Origin of the sequence: Desulfonatronum lacustre DSM 10312, from assembly GCF_000519265.1 — a bacterium.
Taxonomy (GTDB): domain Bacteria; phylum Desulfobacterota; class Desulfovibrionia; order Desulfovibrionales; family Desulfonatronaceae; genus Desulfonatronum; species Desulfonatronum lacustre.
Window position 1 is genome coordinate 1048435 of sequence record NZ_KI912608.1, and the last position, 16559, is coordinate 1064993.

The following is a 16559-nucleotide window of genomic DNA, read 5'->3' on the forward strand; positions in this document are numbered from 1 at the left end:
TTTATAGGGAGATTCAACTCGAAATGGACGAAATAAAACAGAAAATAGCATTATTCATAGATGCAGATAATGCCCCTGCGAATAAATTTGAAGGCATTTTGAGCGAAGTAGCTAAATATGGTGTTGTGACTATAAGGAAGGCTTATGGGAACTGGAAAGCGCCTACTCTAAAGCCATGGGAAGACCTTTTACACGAATACGCAATTCAGCCGGTTCAGCAGTATGACTTGACAAAAGGTAAAAACGCCTCGGATATCGCGCTTGTTATTGACGCAATGGATATTATGTATACCAAAAATATTGATGTAATGTGTTTTGTTTCATCTGATTGTGATTTTACACCAATGGTCACACGTGCCCTTGCTGAAGGTAAGGTTGTTCTGGGATTTGGTGAGCGTAAGACTCCGGCTCCTTTTGTGAATGCGTGTTCAAAGTTTCTATTTTTAGATCAGGAACCAAAGCAGAACGGAACGGTACAGACAAAATCAAAAAACATTAAATCCGACACCAAACTTATAAATTTGTTGCGTCAGGCAATCGAAGCAACTGAGGAAGATGATGGTTGGGCAGCTCTTGGCCCTGTGGGCTCACATATATCGAACAAAACCTCATTTGATACTAGGAATTATGGTTTTAAAAATCTTAGTAGCCTATTTAAGGCCATTGATTTGTTTGAACTCAAGCGCGGACCGGGAAATTCTTACATGGTCAAGGATGCGCGAAAGAAAAAATCAACTTAACACCCGGCTGCAGGCGACAGCGAAAAAAAACACGCTGCTCCTGAGGCGGACCATAGGGCGATCGCCTTGACGTACGTACCGGAAGGCGTACAATCGATAAAAAAATGAACACGCGAGAGGTGCGTCATGACCGGAATCACAGCAACTGAGGCGCGCAGTAACCTTTATCGTTTGATTGATGAAACTGCCGAGTCCCACCAACCAATCGTCATCATGGGTAAGCGGAACAAAGCCGTCCTAGTGTCCGAAGAAGACTGGTCGGCAATTCAGGAAACACTTTACCTGCTGTCCATACCAGGTATGCGGGAGTCTATTCGTGAGGGGATGGGTACCCCCGTGGATGAATGTGATGAGGAGCTGGACTGGTGACATGGAAGTTGGTTTACACCAAGCAAGCCCAGAAAGACGCGAAGAAACTGGCCTCCAGCGGCCTCAAGCCAAAAGCCCAGGCATTGTTGGCACTGATTGCAGAAGATCCATACCGCAAACCACCTCCGTTTGAGAAGCTCATTGGTGATCTTGCGGGGGCCTATTCACGCCGCATCAATATTCAGCATCGTCTGGTCTACCAAGTGCTCGAGAACGAGCGAGCGGTAAAAGTTCTCAGGCTTTGGAGCCACTACGAATAATGCGTAACAGTGATGGGACGGGGCCGTCCCATCACTGTTAACCCATCATAATAGCATCCGCGTGTCTTCGGAGGTCAGTTTCATACCTCCCTTCCCTCCAGTTCATACTCAATCTGCTCGATTGTCGGCAGGCTGCTTTGCAGGGATTCCGGCAAGGTCTCCAGCAGTTTGTATTCCGCGATACCCAGCGGCTGAGCGTTGTCACGCAGAGCGTATTCCGCAACCACCTTGTTCTTGCTCTTGCAAAGCAACAAACCGATCGTAGGGTTGTCCTGCTCGCTTTTGACCTGAGCATCAACGGCGGTCAGGTAAAAACTCAGTTGCCCCAAGTGTTCCGGCTTGAATTTGCCGGCCTTGAGTTCGATCACCACATAGCAGCGCAACTTGAGATGATAGAAGAGCAGGTCGATGAAAAACTCGTCGCCACCGACATCAATCAGGACCTGTCGGCCGACAAAGGCGAAACCCGCGCCCAGTTCCAGCAGGAATTGCGTGACATGCTGCACCAATGTCAATTCAATTGCGCGCTCCTGGGCCTCGTCGGTCAGACCGAGAAAATCGAACCGATAGGGGTCCTTCAATGACTCGCGGGCAAGGTCGGATTGCGGTTTGGGCAGGCGCTGGTCGAAGTTGGTCAGTGCCTTGCCCTGGCTGCTCCAGAAGGCGGGTCTCGATCTGCATTACCAGCACATTGCGCGACCAGGCGTTCTCGATGGTTTTCCGCGCATAGGCCAGCCTTTTTTCACGATCCTTGAGTTTGGTAAGCAGGACCAGATTGTGCCCCCACGGCAATTGTCCAACAGCCTGTTGGACAATTTGCTCGTCCGGCCAAGCCTCGGCAAATGCTCGCATATACATGAGATTGGCGCGGGAGAAGCCTTTCATCTCCGGAAAGGCATTGGGCAGATCGTGGGCCAGTCGGGCAATGACCTTGGCCCCCCAGCCCTGATCGGCCTGCCGAGTCAGAATATCACGGCCGATCTGCCAGTAAAGCAGCACCAATTCGCGGTTAACCGCCAGGGTGGAGCGTTGCTGGGCTGTATGGATGCGGTATTTCAGTTCCGCCAGCCAGTCGGCGTAGCCCTAGGGCGGCGTGGTCAGGGATATGGGGTTATCGCTCATCCTCGTACCACCTCAAATGCAGGTTTGCGCCGAACCATGCCATGGCAGATTGTCGTTTCAACTGGTCAGAAAGACTGTCGTCCATGCCTTTGACCTGCAAGTTGGCCATTGCTCTTCCTTAACCCATCATAAATATCCGCGCGGTATTTCACCGGCCTCCTACACCTCGTCCATTCCGCTCCTGCGTATCGCCGCCACGCCCCCTTGCAGATTCAGGGCGTCGCCGATACCGGCCTCTTTCAAGGTGATCTGGGCCTCGTAGGACCGGCCTCCGGCGTTGCAGACCAGAACCAGCGGTTTGTCCCGGGGCACTTCGTCCAGCCTGACCCGCAGCTCATCCTGGGGGATGTTCATCCAGACATCGGGGTGTTTTTCCAGGAACGGTTGGGCATTGGCCGGTCCGCGGCAATCCAGGACCCGGAAGTCGCGGTCCTGGTCATTCCAGAGCCGGGCGAATTCCGAGACGGTCATGGAGGCGCAGCGGCCCTCCAGGATGTTTTCCGCAGCGTTGGCCGCGGCGTTGACGATGTCCATGGCCGAGGAAAAGGGGGGAGAATAGGGATATTCCAGATTGCCGATCACGGAGACATGCGGATGGTCGCCCAGAACCGCGGCCACGGCCCCGACCCGGCCCACCAGACCGTCCCCCTTGGCGCACAGCCCCTGCGCGCCAAGGACCCGGCCTTTTTTCGGGCCGCTTTTTTCCACGACCATTTCCAAGTGCATCAATTCGTTTTCCGGGAAAAAATGGGCCCGGTCCGACTGGACCACATGGGAATGAACGGCATCCAGCCCGGCCCGTTGAGCCGCTTCCGGGCACAACCCGGCTCCGGCCACGGAAATTTCAAACAATTTGACCGCGAAGCTGCCCACGGCTCCAGGAAACTCGGCGTCGCCGCCTGCCAGATTGGTCCCGATCACCCGGCCCTGGCGGTTGGCCAGCGAGCCCAAGGGGTAGTACCCAGGCTGGCCCGTGACGAGATTGGTCACCTGAACGCAGTTGCCGCCGGCGTAAATGTCCGGGTCCGAGGTCCGCAAGCGCGTATCCACGACAATGCCGCCGCGGGGCGACACCTCCAGCCCGGCGTCCTTGGCCAGTTCGGAGTTGGGAATCACGCCCACGGAGAGAATCACCAGATCCGCCTCCAGTTCCTCTCCTTCCAGGAGCACCCGCTCCACGGCCCCGTCTCCGTCTCCGGCGGCTCCGGCAAATCCCTTTACCGTAGCCGACAACCGGAAGCTCACTCCCTGCTCCTGCATGTGATGCTGGGCCATCCGGGCCAGTTCTTGGCTGACGAAACCGGGGAGGATCTGGTCCGCGATTTCCACCACCGTGGTTTCCACGCCCCACATGTCCGAAAGCGCTTCGGCGATCTCCAAGCCGATGAACCCGGCCCCGACCACCACGGCCTTGCCCACCTTGCCCGCCTCCACCCGGGAGCGGATGCCCTCGGCCTCCTCCAGGTTGGACACCACGAAAACCCCATCCATATTCACTCCGGGCAGATCCGGCTTACGCGGTCGGCTCCCCGTGGCCAGGACCAGCTTGTCGTAGGGAAAGGTCGCGCTCTCGCCGGACTCCAGGTCTCGGGCATGGACGACCTTGGCTTGGCGATCAATGCGCTCGGCCCGCGTTCGGGTCAGGACGTCCACGCCCTTGGCCTCGTGAAAGAACTTCGGGTCGCGAATCATGTGGAAGCTGGTGGCCTGCAATTCCTTGACGTCGCTGACGTCCCCGGAAACATAATACGGAATGCCGCACCCGCCGTAGGAGACCCTGGCCCCCTGATCAATGATGGTCACCCGGGCATCCGGCATCAGCCGTTTCAACCGACACGCCGCCTTGGGCCCCAACGCCACTCCGCCGATAATCACAACATTCATGGTTCTATTCCTTTCATGACAAAGGTTATTGCCGGTCAACCGGCAACGTGAAAAAACACGCTCGTTCAACAACAATGAGTTTGATCAGTAATGCGGTTACCCCGCTCCCGCCGCCTTCGTCGCCTGCTTCAACCGCAGCCCCAGGGAGCTGATGATCTTTCGGGACACGCTGGGGCTGTGGGACAGGAGGTCTTCGAAGACGTTGGAGGAGAGGAGCAGGAATTCTGAGTCGGTTTCGGCTCGGGCCGTGGAGTGGCGGGGCTGGTCCAGAAGGTAGGCGGTTTCGCCGAAGAAGTGTTTTGGTTCGATGACGATCAGGGGCTCGGAGTCCGGGGTTGGGTTTTCGCCGAACAGCGCGACCTTGCCGGTGTGCAGATAGTAGATGTCCCGGCCCTGGTCGCCTTTGTGATAAATGACCTCTCCAGCCGGAACACTCTGGGCGTACTTGGAGAAAATGCGCCGGGATGAGCCGAAGAGTTTGTCTTCCACGCGCCCGCTGATTCCGGTGGAATTGCTCTGGGAGGTAATGATCCGGTCCAGGGCCAGGATGTCCACCCGGCCGGCCACTTCCACGAACTGGGCGAAGAGGAAAAAGAGCAGAAAGACGAGATAGACCCAGAGCAGCAGAAAGATCACCGCACCCAGGGACCCGTACACGTAGTTGTAGGTAGCCAGGGAGACGTACTGCAAGAAGGCCAGTTGCAATCCGTGGATGGACAAGGTGCACAGCCCCGCGCCCAGGGCCGCATGCCAGGTCTTGGGCTTGGTCAGGGGCAAAAAACGGTAGCAGATGAAGATCAGGCTGAAGACCAGGGCCAGCGGCACCACGAAGCCGGAAAGCGACAACAGCAGGTCGTAAATCTGGATCAGCCAGGAAAATTCCCCCAGCTTGTCGGACAGGAAGCGCAGAATCACGTTGGTCAGCGCGGAAAGCAACAGCAGAATCAGGACGCCGGGCACCAGGACCAAGGACAGCAGGTTGCTCCAAACGAAACTTCTGGAGTGATTGCTGGGGAAGATCACCCCAAAGGCGCTCTGGATGGAACTGATAATCAACCGACTGGTCCAAAGCACTCCCAAAAGCCCCAATCCACTGATCGCGGCCTGCGTTTCCAGGACCCCGATGCGTCGAAAAAAGTCTTCGTTCAGCTCCGTGTTGAACTCGGCCAGAAAGGCGAACAGTTCCTCGGTCAGTTCCGGATGGTTGACCAGCGAGGTGTTCAGGATGGAGACGACCACCAGGATCAGCGGCCCGATGGACAACAGAAAATAGTAAGCCGCCGCGGATGCGTGGCTGGAAAGCTGATTCTTCAGAAACTGGAGGACGGTGCCGTACGTGGTCTGCAAAAACCAGTTCAGCCCGTCCCCCAGAAGATGGAAGGGAAGTTTAAGCCACGACCTTGGCCACACGATCGCCGACCTCGTCCGTGGTCATGCCCATGCGTCCGGCGGCCTGGCTGGCCATGGAGGGCAACAGGTTGATCACGGCCTGCTCCACGGCCTGGGCCGCCTGAGCTTCCTTGAGTTCAACGAGCATCATTTGTCCGGCCAGGATCGCGGCCAGGGGGTTGGCCTTGCCCTGCCCCGCGTATTTCGGGGCCGAGCCGCCGATGGGCTCGAACATGGACACGCCCTCGGGGTTGATGTTCCCGCCCGCGGCAATGCCCAGCCCGCCCTGGGTGATGGCCCCCAGATCGGTGATGATGTCCCCGAACATGTTGTCCGTGACGATCACGTCGAACCACTCCGGGTTCTTGACCATCCACATGCAGGTGGCGTCCACGTGGGCGTAGTCCAGCTCCACCTGGGGATAGTCCTTGGCCAGCTCATGGAAGACCCGCTCCCAGAGGCCGAAGGCAAAGGTCAGGACGTTGGTCTTGCCGCACAGGGTCAGCTTTTTGCGCGGCCGGGAGGCGGCCAGTTCAAAGGCGTACCGCAGACAGCGCTCCACGCCCATGTAGGTGTTCACGGACTCCTGGACCGCGATTTCATGCTTGGTGCCCTGGCGCAGGCACCCGCCGCTGCCGGCGTACAGGCCTTCGGTATTCTCCCGAACCACCACGTAGTCGATCTGCTCCGGTCCCTTGTCCTTGAGCGGGCACTCCACGCCGGGATAGAGCTTCACCGGACGCAGGTTGATGTACTGGTCCAGAGCGAAGCGGATTTTCAGCAAAACCCCCTGCTCCAGGATGCCCGGCTTGACGTCCGGGTGGCCGATGGCCCCGAGGTAGATGGAATCCAGGCCGCGCATTTCCTCCAGCACGGAGTCCGGAACCAGCTCCCCGGTCTTCAGGTAGCGCTCCCCGCCCAGATCGATGTGCTGCCAGTTGATCTTGAATCCATATTTCGCCCCGGCCGCGTCCAGCACCTTGCGGCCCTGCATGGTCACCTCCGGCCCGATGCCGTCCCCGGGGAACCAGCCGATATTGTAACTGCGCATGTCGTCGTTTCTCCTCAGTAAAGTTCATGGTTCACAAAAATGAACCGCACGCTTTCGATGGTCGCTCAAGGCGCAAAGTTCGCCAAGGAAAACATTTTGGAAAGCAGGGAAAGAGCTGCTTTCCAAAAGGATTGCCGCTTCCTGACGGGAGACAGAAACATCGCCGTCAGGCGGCAAAGCTTTTGCCTTCCGCATCTTTCCGGCGGAAGGCAAAAATCTATTCTTGACGTCCTTGGCGGCTTGAGCGAAGCGGGCGGTTCCCTCTTTCAAAAAACAGTCAGATCACCCCTCCGTCATCTGCCTGCGCACATACCCCACCAGGCCCCCCTGGGCCAGGATTTCCCGCATGAACGGCGGGACCGGGGTGCAGGGGATGTCCGTGTTCTGGGTCAGGTTGCGGATCAGGCCTTTTTCCGGGTCCACTTCCAGGCGGTCGCCTTCGTTGATGGTGTCCGCGGCGTCGCCGATTTCCAGCAGGGTCAGGCCCATGTTGAAGCCGTTGCGATAGAATATCCGGGCGAAGCTGTGGGCCAGGACCACGGGCATGCCCGCGCCGAGAATGGCGATGGGCGCGTGTTCCCGGGACGAGCCGCAGCCGAAGTTCGGCCCGGCCACCAGGATGTCGCCCTTTTGCACCCGGTTGATCCAACCCGGCTCCAGCCCTTCGAAGCAGTTCCTGCCCAACTCCAGTGGGTCCGTGGTGACCAGAAACCGGGCCGGGATGATGGCGTCCGTGTCAATATTGGTGCCGACCTTGCGGGCCGCTCCTGTGTAACTCATTTTAACTCCTCCCCACGATTTCAGCCGGATGGCAGATTCGTCCCGCAATCGCCGTGGCCGCGGCCACGCCGGCTCCGGCCAGATAGACCTCGCTTTCCAGGCTGCCCATCCGGCCCTTGAAGTTGCGGTTGGTGGTGGCCAGGACCTTTTCACCGGAAGCCAGGATGCCCATGTGGCCGCCCAGGCAGGGGCCGCAGGTGGGCGGGCCGACAACGGCCCCGGCGTCCATGAAGATTTCCAGCAGGCCTTCACGCAGGGCCTGCTTGTAGATCAGCGGCGTGGCCGGGAGGATGATCAGCCGCAGGCCTTTGGCCGCCTTGCGGCCCTTGAGCAGCGCGGCGGCGCGGCGCAGGTCGCTGATTCGGCCGTTGGTGCAGGAGCCGATGACCACCTGATCCACGACCACGCCCGCCACCTCTTCCACGGGCCGGACGTTGTCCGGCAGGTGTGGGCAGGCGATCTGGGGTGAAAGGCCGGAGACGTCGAAGGTCAGTTCCTGCTCATAAACCGCGCCGGGGTCGGCGGCAATGGGGGCGGCATCAGCTCGCCCGGCGGCCCGGGTATAGGCCAGAGTCTTGTCGTCCGCGGCGAACAGCCCGACCTTGCCTCCGGCCTCAATGGCCATATTGGCCATGGTCATCCGGCCTTCCACGTCCATGGCCGCGATTACCGGGCCATCAAACTCCAGGGCCTTGTAGGTGGCCCCGGCCACGCCGATCTTGCCGATGAGCAGCAGAATCAGGTCCTTGGCTTCCAGGTGCTCGGGCATGGTTCCGGTAAAGGTCGCCCGGATGGTGGGCGGGACCTTGAACCAGGTTTCGCCCAGAGCCATGGCCGCGGCCACGTCCGTGCTGCCCATGCCCGTGGCAAAGGCCCCCAACCCGCCATAGGTGCAGGTGTGGCTGTCCGCGCCCACGACCACGTCGCCCGGACCCACCAGGCCCAGTTCCGGCAACAGGGCGTGCTCCACCCCGGATTCGCCGCCGTCGTAAAAGTGGACTACGCCCATCTTGCGGGCGAAATCCCGGACCACCTTGACCTGCTGGGCCGAGTCGATGTCCTTGTTCGGGGTAAAATGGTCGCAGACCAGGAAGACCTTTTCCGGGTCAAAAACCTTGGTCGCGCCCATGGCTTCGAAGGACTTGATGGCCAGGGGCGCGGTGATATCGTTGGCCAGGACCGAGGACAGCCGGGTCCGGACTATCTGGCCCGGGCCGGTGATCGTCTCCTCGGTGCGGCCCTGAAGAATTTTTTCAGCTAAGGTCTGGGGCATATTTTTTCCTCCATTTTTTTGGCGATGCGGTTCAGGGCGTTCAGGTAGGCCTTGGCGCTGGCCACGATGATGTCCGGATCAGCGCCCCTGCCCACGGCCGAAGCCCCCTGTTCCTCAATACGCACGGTCACCTCGCCCTGGGCGTCCGTGCCCCCGGTAATGGCGTTGACCGAGAACTGCAACAGTTTGGGATCTCGGCAGCAGAGCTTGGCAATGGTATGGAAGACCGCGTCGATGGGGCCGACGCCGAAGTCCGCCAACTGCTTCTCCTGGCCGTCCACCTCCAGCTTCATGGCCGCGGTGGGAATGGCCATGTTCCCGGAGAGCACGCTCAGGTAAAGCAGCTTGTACTTGTCCGGAATGCGGTAGATTTCCTCCAGGACCAGAGCCTCGATGTCCTCGGTGGCGATCTGCTCCTTCTTGTCCGCCAAACGCTTCAGAGCCTGAAAGACCAGGTCCACCTGGTCCTCGTCCAGCCGGTAGCCCAGCTCCTCCAGCCGCTTCTTCAGGGCATGCCGACCGGAATGCTTGCCCAGGACCATTTCCGTGCCGGAACGGCCGATGCTTTCCGGAGTCATGATCTCGTAGGTGGAGCGGTGCTTGAGCATCCCGTCCTGGTGGATGCCGGACTCGTGGGCAAAGGCGTTGGAGCCGACCACGGCCTTGTTCGCCGGGATGGGCCGACCGATGACCAGGGACAGCAGGCGGCAGGAGGGAAAGAGTTGCTCGGTCTTGATGGTCGTGGTCAGGTTGTAGACGTCCTTGCGCACGTTCAGGGCCATGACCACTTCTTCCAGGGCCGCGTTTCCGGCCCGCTCGCCGATCCCGCTCAGGGTCACCTCGGCCTGCCGGGCCCCGGCGCGCAAGGCCGCCAGGGTGTTGGCCACGCCCAGGCCCAAATCATTGTGGCAATGCACGCTGAATACGGCCTGGTCGCTGTTGGGCACCTTTTCCAGCAAATAGCGGATCAGGGCGCCGAACTCGTCGGGCTGGGCATACCCCACGGTGTCGGGGATGTTGATGGTCCTGGCCCCGGCGGCAATGACCCGCTCCACCACCGTGGCCAGGAAATCCCATTCGGATCGAGAGGCGTCCTCGGCGGAAAATTCCACATTGGAGGTATATTTGACCGCATGGCGCACCGCGGCCTCGGCCATCTCCAGAACCTGATCCGGAGACTTGCGCAGCTTGTACTCCATGTGCAGGGGCGAGGTGGCCAGAAAGGTGTGGATACGCGGGTTCGCCCCGTCCTTGATGGCCTCCCAGGCCCGGTCGATGTCCCCGGGCGTGGCCCGGCACAGCCCGGCCACCTGGCAGTCCTTGACCGCCCGGCTGATGGCCTGGACCGCTTCAAAGTCCCCCTGACTGGCGGCAGGAAACCCGGCCTCGATGATGTCCACGCCCAAAATTTCCAACTGCCGGGCCAGCCGGATTTTTTCCGGCATGCTCATGGTCGCGCCGGGCGACTGCTCGCCGTCGCGCAAGGTGGTATCGAAGAAAAGTACTCGTGAATCGCTCATGATATCCTCGGTATGTTAATGATAGAGTTGATTTCATTCGGTTCGAGCTGACGCAAGCAGGAAACGGTTTTAAACCGCCCGCTCCCTCTGGTCGCTCAAGACGCCAGGGGCACCAAGAAAACATTTTGAAAGCGCAGGAAAGATGCGCTTTCAAAAAAGTTGCTTCACCTCTGACGGGGTGTAAAAATCATGCGTTTGATAAGCCTAATCGCACAGTGGACAATGTCTTTCCCAATCGCATTGACGTCCATTCTATCGTTCCTTTGTCGCCGACAGGCGTGGAGCTTTCGGCTACCGCATCTTTCCAGCGGAAACCGAAAAATCTTCTTGGCGTCCCCCGTGCCTTGAGCGTAGCGGGCGGTTAGTATTTCAGAGGCTACAAATCTGCGCTCATTTTCGGAACACCATCGCGTCACCGCGAACTGTTCACGAAGCAAGGAGAGAAATCAAGAAAAACTATGAGGGGGTGGGGGGTTGGTTACGGGAGTTCATGAGGGGACTCCCGTAGCAGACGGACTTTGCGATAAGGTAGAATCAGGAAGGAGAGGACCAACCCGGAAATCAGGTAGGTCAGAAAAAACAGGAATCCCAAAACCTTGGGTTCGGAAGCGATGACCACGAAGATCAGCATGGCCGCCACGGTGGTCCGGAACGGATGGCTGCGAATACCGTCGAATTCTTTCAAAGACGGATAACGCACCCGACTGACCATCAAAAAGGAAAGCATGTACACCAAAACCAGGGTGATCGTGCCGTACTTGTCTTCGAGAAGGGCCGGGGATTGGGTGCTGAACAGGACCAGGGTAGCAAGGACGCAGGCCGCGGCGGGAATGGGAAGGCCGATGAAGTATTTCTGGGAGATCTTTCCGGATTGAACGTTGAACCTGGCCAGCCGCAACGCGCCGCAGGCCACGATCAGGAAGGAGGCCAGCAAGCCAAGACGTCCGAATTCCTGCAACTGCCACATGTAGACCATGATCGCCGGGGCCACGCCGAAAGCGACCAGGTCGGCCAGAGAGTCCAGCTGGACGCCGAACTCGCTGGTGGAGTGGGTCAGGCGGGCGACCATTCCGTCCATGCCGTCCAGAACACAACTGACCAAAATGGCCAGGGCGCTATACAAGAACTGCCCTTCAATGGCCCAGATGATCGCCAGAAAGCCGGAGAACAGGCTGGCGGTGGTGAAGAGGTTGGGGAGGAGGTAGACTCCTTTACAGATGGGCTGATTCGGACGGTTCACGAGGACTCGGTGGTGTTGGTTTGGGCTTTCAGCTTGGCCATGGCCGTCAGGCCGGCGCAGGTTTGTTGCTGTTTCGTTACGCAAACTTCATAAGCATCCGGGAGGTAAAGGTCAACCCTGGAGCCGAATTTAATCAATCCAACACGCTGCCCGCGCCGCACGTCGTCGCCCTCTTCAGCCCAGCAAACAATCCGTCGGGCCACCAAGCCCGCTATCTGAACCACGGTCCAGCCATGGCCGTGCTCGTCCACGATCCGAAACTGATTGCGCTCGTTGTCCTCGGAGGCCTTGTCCAAGGCCGCGTTCAGGAATTTTCCGGGAAAATAGGTGATCCTTTCCACCCGCCCGGTCACCGGAGTCCGGTTCACATGTACGTTGAACACGTTCATGAAGATGGAGACCTTTGTCCGCACCTGGCCCGTGGCCGGATCGACGGCGGGGCCGATGAAGACGATCTTGCCGTCCGCCGGTGCCACGGCAAGGCCCGGTTCCTGGGGCGTGACCCGCTCCGGGTCACGGAAAAAGTTCAAGGTCAGGATCGTCAGGATCAGGGCGATTACAGCAGGAACTCCCCAGCCGAGAACGGCCAGGATCAATGTCACGAAGGCCCCCAGTCCGATATACGGCAGGCCCTCTTTGGCGAGCCCGGGCGAAGATTGGCGCATTTCAGTGCTCCTTATTGTCAGGATTATCAGATCAAGGTTTCAGGTTGAAAAATCCGTGGGATCGCCGCCACCAGTGGGGCATGGCTTGGTCAGTCTCCATTGGTAAATGACCCCATGAAACACTGCTCCGCCTCGGCATTGCCGATCATGATCAATTCCGTGTCAGGTTCAATAGAGCTGCCTGGCGAGGGGTTGATGTTCAGTTGGCCCTTGTTGTCGATGGCGATCACGTTGCAACCGGTCTTCTGACGGATATTGCTTTGCTCCAAGGTTTTTCCGACCAGTTTTTTGGGCGCGCGCAACTTGAAGATGTTCAGCCCTTCGGAGACCATCAAGGTGTTGTCCTGCAACAGGTAGTTCGTAATGCTGGTCACGCCCAGGGAGGCGTAGGACATCACCAGGTCGGCTCCGGCCCGGTGCAGCTTGGAAATATTTCGATCCAACGTGGCGCGGGTGATGATCTGAATGTCCGGCCGGAGGCGACGACAATAAATGGTAAGGTAGATGTTCATGTCGTCGTCATGCGTGGTCACGATCACCGCGGGCGCGGTGTCGATGCCCGCCTTGCGCAGGGTGTCCAGGTCCGCGGCGCTGCCGTGGACGTACTCGTCTTCCCGGCCCTTGATGGCGCGAATGTTTTTTTCCACGATCTTATAAGCCACCCCGCGGGCCTTGAGCGTATCCGCCGCGGCCCTGCCGACCCGTCCGCCGCCCAAAATCAGTACCGGCGCCTCGCTGGTCGCGTAGCCGCCGAATGTTTCGTCATACACGGCCAGCTGCTGATCCGAGCCTGCCAGGACAAGGACAGTAGAGGCGGAAATCATGGTATCCGGTAAGGGCACCTTGTACTTGCCCCGCTCCCAGACCCCGGCCACGGTGATCCCGGTCAGCTCCCGCAACCGGCTTTCCAGAATGGTCTTGCCCTCCAACGAACTGCGCATGGCCGGGACTTCGGCGATGAGCAGATCATCGAACCGACCGATGATGTTCGCCCGCATGCTCACGCCCAGGACCCGTCGGGCCAGGGACTGTCCGAGCATCTTGGTGAACTGGTAGACGTGGCTGCTGCCGGCCAGTTCAAGAATATCCACGGAATCGTCATCCGAGGCGTTGGATACGATGGGCGTTTTTTCGCACAGTTCACGCAGGGTATAGACGATGTTGGTGTTGATCTTGTCCTCAGTGTGATTCACCACGATCAAGGCCGCCTTGTCGGCCTGAATCCGGCGGTACGTCTCAATATCGTCCAGTTCGCCGAGCACGACCTTGAAGCCCTGCTCATGCAAACCCTGGGCGTCTTGCTGATCGCCGACAACCAGATAACTGGTCCGCCCGTACTGCTTCAGCTTGCCCACCAGGCTCAAACAGATCGGATCGATACCCACGATGATCACGTGGTTCGCCGTGTCCTCGGGCAGGGTGCGAATGGTCCGTGACTTGGACTGGGCTTCAAGCCAGGGAGCGTAAAAAAACTGGATGAAAGTGAACGGCAGCATCACCAGCAGAAAAACCACGCCGGAAAGCAGAACCACAAGGGAAAATATCAGCCCTAAATCCGTATGGAAGATGATGTCCCCGAACCCCAGAGTGCTCATGGTGACCAACGTCCAGTAGACGCCGGCCACCCAGGAATAGGAGCGCCCCTCGTGGTGGACCATGATCACATGGAACAGAATGCTGTAAACCGTGACCAATGTCAGCAGGACCACGATGAACTTCAACAGAATCCGCAAGTCCCGCTTGGCCTTGTTTGTTTGAAGCAGGGCGATGATCTGGGAGGGAAGATACTTCATAAGAGAGTGAAAAATTCAGGATTCATGACAGGGGGAGCTAATCCAGGATGAAAAACCGCACCACGTTGAGTCCGGTCCAGATCTGAACCAAGGCCAGGAACAGCACGACGGCGTTGTTCACCCCGTGCAGAACAGGCAGTCTTTTATACTTTCCCTTCTGCCTGTCCAGCAGCAGCCCGCTGACCAGGCCGAAGATCATCAGCGGCCCCAAGGCCAGGCCGATCCAGTAATGGTGCTGGGTATAGCCGATTCCTCCCCAGAAATACGCCGTGACCGCCGCGCCGCCGATCAAGCCGACCAGAAGAGCCGTCAGCGTGATCAGTCCGAGGGATACATGGCGTTTCCAGAGAAATGCCGCCTTTTTCCCGGAGAAAGCGGCCAGGAGTCGCGGCCATCCCAGGTAAAAAACATACACGGCGAGAATGGTCGCCGCAAACTGCCAAAGCGGATGAATGTAGTAGACCATGAGGCACCTCGATGGTTGTTTTCGCTGAGCTTTTTCCGACACAAGCACGGACGAGCGCGGGAAGAAGGTCGTGGAGACGAGGACAATCCGGCGAAGACCGGGAAAATCTCAACTCACTCGGGCCTTGTCAAGGCGATTGTTTGGCCTTATCCACAATCCACTTCGCGCACGGGCAGTTTTTGCCTTCCGAAGTAAAATGACCTATATTTTCTTTTTGCATTTTTATTGCCACCCATCTTTGAAGAGGAAACCATGATCGGTATATCAAAACTCTATTGCGGAACGATTGAGCCGTCCGACGCACTGCGTTACGGTCGGCATTCCGGCAAGCTGCCCTCGCATCTGCTCCAATTCTCCCAGGACAAAAAGCCCGTGGTGGTCTGGAACATGACCCGGCGCTGCAACCTGAAATGCGTCCACTGTTACGCCCAGGCCGTGGATCCCGACGGCACGGACGAAATCTCCACGGCCCAGGCCAAGACCATGATCGACGACCTGGCCGCCTTCGGCTCGCCGGTAATGCTCTTTTCCGGCGGCGAACCCCTGGTACGCAAAGATCTGGTGGAACTGGCCCATTACTCCGTATCCAAGGGCATGCGCGCCGTGATCTCCACCAACGGCACCCTGATCACCAAGCAAAAGGCCAAGGAACTCAAGGACGTCGGCCTGTCCTACGTGGGCATCTCCCTGGACGGCGGCGAGGAGGTCCATGACCGCTTCCGCGGCGTGACCGGATCGTACAAGAAAGCCCTGGAAGGCATCTCCAACTGTCAGGCCGAGGGGCTGAAGGTCGGCCTGCGATTCACCATCAATAAGCGCAATGTCCAGGAAGTGCCGGTTCTTTTCGACCTGATAAAGGATCTGGAAGTCCCGCGGATCTGTTTTTATCACCTGGTCTACTCCGGCCGCGGGTCGGACCTGATGAACGAGGACCTGGATCACGGCCAGACCCGGGAAGTGGTCCATCAGATCATTGATCGCACCAAGGCCCTGTTCGACGCCGGGATGCCCAAGGAAGTCCTGACCGTGGACAACCACGCGGACGGGCCGTTGATCTACCTGCGCCTGCTCCAGGAAGACCCTAAGCGGGCCGAGGAAGTCCGGGAACTGCTCTCCTTCAACGAGGGCAACAATTCCGGTCGGGGCATCGGTTGCATCTCCTGGGACGGCCAGGTCCACGCCGACCAGTTCTGGCGCAACCACACCTTCGGCAATGTCCTGGAACGCCCGTTCTCCGAAATCTGGATGGACCCGAATATCGCATTGCTGGCCAAACTGAAGGACAAGAAGGCCCACGTCACCGGACGGTGCACGACCTGCCGCTTCCTGAGCGTCTGCGGCGGCAACTTCCGCGCCCGTTCCGAAGCCTTTCACGGCGACATCTGGGCCCCGGACCCGGCCTGCTATCTGACGGACGAGGAAATTGCCGGACCGGCCATTGCGTAACGTCGCGCCATGTCTCCACTTAAAGCCGAACATCTTCCCCACTACACCTATGCGGATTATGCGCAGTGGGAAGGCCGCTGGGAATTGATTCACGGCGTGGCGTTCGCCATGGCTCCGGCGCCAAGCCCGCGTCACCAGATGGTCAGCCAGAAGATCGCCGCGGAGTTGGAGCGCTGCCTGTCCACCTGTCCGCAATGCCATGCCCTGCTCCCCGTGGACTGGAGAATTGCCGACGATATTGTCGTGCAACCGGACAACCTGGTGATCTGCCACGAACCAGAAGGCCCGTATCTCACCCAGGCCCCGCACCTGATTTTTGAAGTCCTCTCCCCCTCCACGGCGCTGAAGGACAGGAACATCAAGTACGAGTTGTATGAAAGAGCGGGAGTCCTTTACTACTGCCTGATCGACCCGCAAATAAACCAGGCAACGATATACAAGCTGGTCAACGGAAGATACGTCAAGGAAGCGACCATTTCAAAAGAAAACCTTGATTTCGAATGGGAGGGCTGCCGCCTGCCCTTCAACTTTTCAACTATCTGGGTCGAAGCAGCTTAAGAG

The 16559-nt window shown here is 58.7% G+C and carries 18 protein-coding genes; 5 read left to right on the forward strand and 13 right to left on the reverse strand.

Going from position 1 to position 16559, the window contains the following annotated elements; genetic code table 11:
* Nucleotides 1-23: 23 nt before the first annotated feature.
* The 3 genes from DESLA_RS0105000 to DESLA_RS0105010 all read left to right on the forward strand — a co-directional run bounded on the left by DESLA_RS0105000 (nucleotide 24) and on the right by DESLA_RS0105010 (nucleotide 1369).
* Nucleotides 24-740: an NYN domain-containing protein gene (locus DESLA_RS0105000; RefSeq protein WP_028571611.1), complete on the forward strand. Its 717-nt coding sequence runs from the start codon at nucleotides 24-26 to the stop codon at nucleotides 738-740.
* Between the two features lie 126 nt (nucleotides 741-866).
* Complete coding sequence (locus DESLA_RS0105005; protein ID WP_028571612.1) at nucleotides 867-1109, forward strand: type II toxin-antitoxin system Phd/YefM family antitoxin; 243 nt, start codon at nucleotides 867-869, stop codon at nucleotides 1107-1109.
* Nucleotides 1106-1369 carry a Txe/YoeB family addiction module toxin gene (locus tag DESLA_RS0105010; protein ID WP_028571613.1) on the forward strand — a complete coding sequence of 88 codons (264 nt, stop codon included), beginning with the start codon at nucleotides 1106-1108 and terminating at the stop codon, nucleotides 1367-1369. The genes DESLA_RS0105005 and DESLA_RS0105010 overlap by 4 nt, the downstream gene beginning before the upstream one ends.
* A gap of 80 nt (nucleotides 1370-1449) precedes the next feature.
* On the opposite strand, the gene DESLA_RS23275 is transcribed toward DESLA_RS0105010, so the two are convergent.
* The 13 genes from DESLA_RS23275 to DESLA_RS0105080 form a co-directional block, all read right to left on the reverse strand.
* Entirely contained in the window at nucleotides 1450-1950 is a 501-nt protein-coding gene (locus DESLA_RS23275) for a DUF1016 domain-containing protein (RefSeq protein WP_211239027.1), read from the reverse strand.
* Nucleotides 1886-2368, reverse strand: a complete 483-nt coding sequence (locus tag DESLA_RS23280; RefSeq protein ID WP_245590100.1) for a DUF1016 N-terminal domain-containing protein — start codon at nucleotides 2366-2368, stop codon at nucleotides 1886-1888. The genes DESLA_RS23275 and DESLA_RS23280 overlap by 65 nt, the downstream gene beginning before the upstream one ends.
* Nucleotides 2369-2650: 282 nt before the next feature.
* Nucleotides 2651-4375 (reverse strand): FAD-dependent oxidoreductase, encoded by a 1725-nt coding sequence (locus tag DESLA_RS0105025; protein ID WP_028571614.1) that lies wholly within the window; start codon nucleotides 4373-4375, stop codon nucleotides 2651-2653.
* 96 nt (nucleotides 4376-4471) lie between these two features.
* Nucleotides 4472-5785, reverse strand: coding sequence for a YhjD/YihY/BrkB family envelope integrity protein (locus tag DESLA_RS0105030; protein WP_084031890.1), 1314 nt, complete (start codon nucleotides 5783-5785; stop codon nucleotides 4472-4474).
* A complete protein-coding gene (locus DESLA_RS0105035) occupies nucleotides 5763-6815 on the reverse strand; it encodes a 3-isopropylmalate dehydrogenase (RefSeq protein ID WP_028571616.1) in 1053 nt (350 codons plus the stop codon). The genes DESLA_RS0105030 and DESLA_RS0105035 overlap by 23 nt, the downstream gene beginning before the upstream one ends.
* 24 nt (nucleotides 6816-6839) lie before the next feature.
* The gene (locus tag DESLA_RS0105040) at nucleotides 6840-7085 is read right to left on the reverse strand and encodes a hypothetical protein (RefSeq protein WP_028571617.1); all 246 of its coding nucleotides are present in this window, start codon (nucleotides 7083-7085) and stop codon (nucleotides 6840-6842) included.
* 12 nt (nucleotides 7086-7097) lie between these two features.
* On the reverse strand, nucleotides 7098-7595 hold the full coding sequence (locus DESLA_RS0105045; RefSeq protein WP_028571618.1) for a 3-isopropylmalate dehydratase small subunit: 498 nt from the start codon (nucleotides 7593-7595) through the stop codon (nucleotides 7098-7100).
* A 1-nt stretch (nucleotide 7596) separates the two neighbouring features.
* The gene (locus DESLA_RS0105050) at nucleotides 7597-8868 is read right to left on the reverse strand and encodes a 3-isopropylmalate dehydratase large subunit (RefSeq protein WP_028571619.1); all 1272 of its coding nucleotides are present in this window, start codon (nucleotides 8866-8868) and stop codon (nucleotides 7597-7599) included.
* Nucleotides 8853-10388: a 2-isopropylmalate synthase gene (locus tag DESLA_RS0105055; protein ID WP_028571620.1), complete on the reverse strand. Its 1536-nt coding sequence runs from the start codon at nucleotides 10386-10388 to the stop codon at nucleotides 8853-8855. Before DESLA_RS0105055 ends, DESLA_RS0105050 begins: the two co-directional genes overlap by 16 nt.
* A 478-nt stretch (nucleotides 10389-10866) precedes the next feature.
* On the reverse strand, nucleotides 10867-11628 hold the full coding sequence (gene pssA / locus DESLA_RS0105065) for a CDP-diacylglycerol--serine O-phosphatidyltransferase (protein WP_028571621.1): 762 nt from the start codon (nucleotides 11626-11628) through the stop codon (nucleotides 10867-10869).
* Entirely contained in the window at nucleotides 11625-12293 is a 669-nt protein-coding gene (locus tag DESLA_RS0105070; protein ID WP_028571622.1) for a phosphatidylserine decarboxylase family protein, read from the reverse strand. The genes pssA and DESLA_RS0105070 overlap by 4 nt, the downstream gene beginning before the upstream one ends.
* A gap of 89 nt (nucleotides 12294-12382) precedes the next feature.
* Nucleotides 12383-14086, reverse strand: a complete 1704-nt coding sequence (locus DESLA_RS0105075) for a potassium channel family protein (RefSeq protein ID WP_028571623.1) — start codon at nucleotides 14084-14086, stop codon at nucleotides 12383-12385.
* 37 nt (nucleotides 14087-14123) lie between these two features.
* The gene (locus DESLA_RS0105080; RefSeq protein WP_028571624.1) at nucleotides 14124-14552 is read right to left on the reverse strand and encodes a DUF4079 family protein; all 429 of its coding nucleotides are present in this window, start codon (nucleotides 14550-14552) and stop codon (nucleotides 14124-14126) included.
* A gap of 252 nt (nucleotides 14553-14804) precedes the next feature.
* Between DESLA_RS0105080 and ahbC the strand changes: the two genes are divergently transcribed.
* Both ahbC and DESLA_RS0105090 read left to right on the forward strand, forming a co-directional pair.
* Nucleotides 14805-15998, forward strand: coding sequence for a 12,18-didecarboxysiroheme deacetylase (ahbC, locus tag DESLA_RS0105085; protein ID WP_028571625.1), 1194 nt, complete (start codon nucleotides 14805-14807; stop codon nucleotides 15996-15998).
* A gap of 9 nt (nucleotides 15999-16007) precedes the next feature.
* Complete coding sequence (locus DESLA_RS0105090; RefSeq protein WP_028571626.1) at nucleotides 16008-16556, forward strand: Uma2 family endonuclease; 549 nt, start codon at nucleotides 16008-16010, stop codon at nucleotides 16554-16556.
* Nucleotides 16557-16559 lie beyond the last annotated feature (3 nt).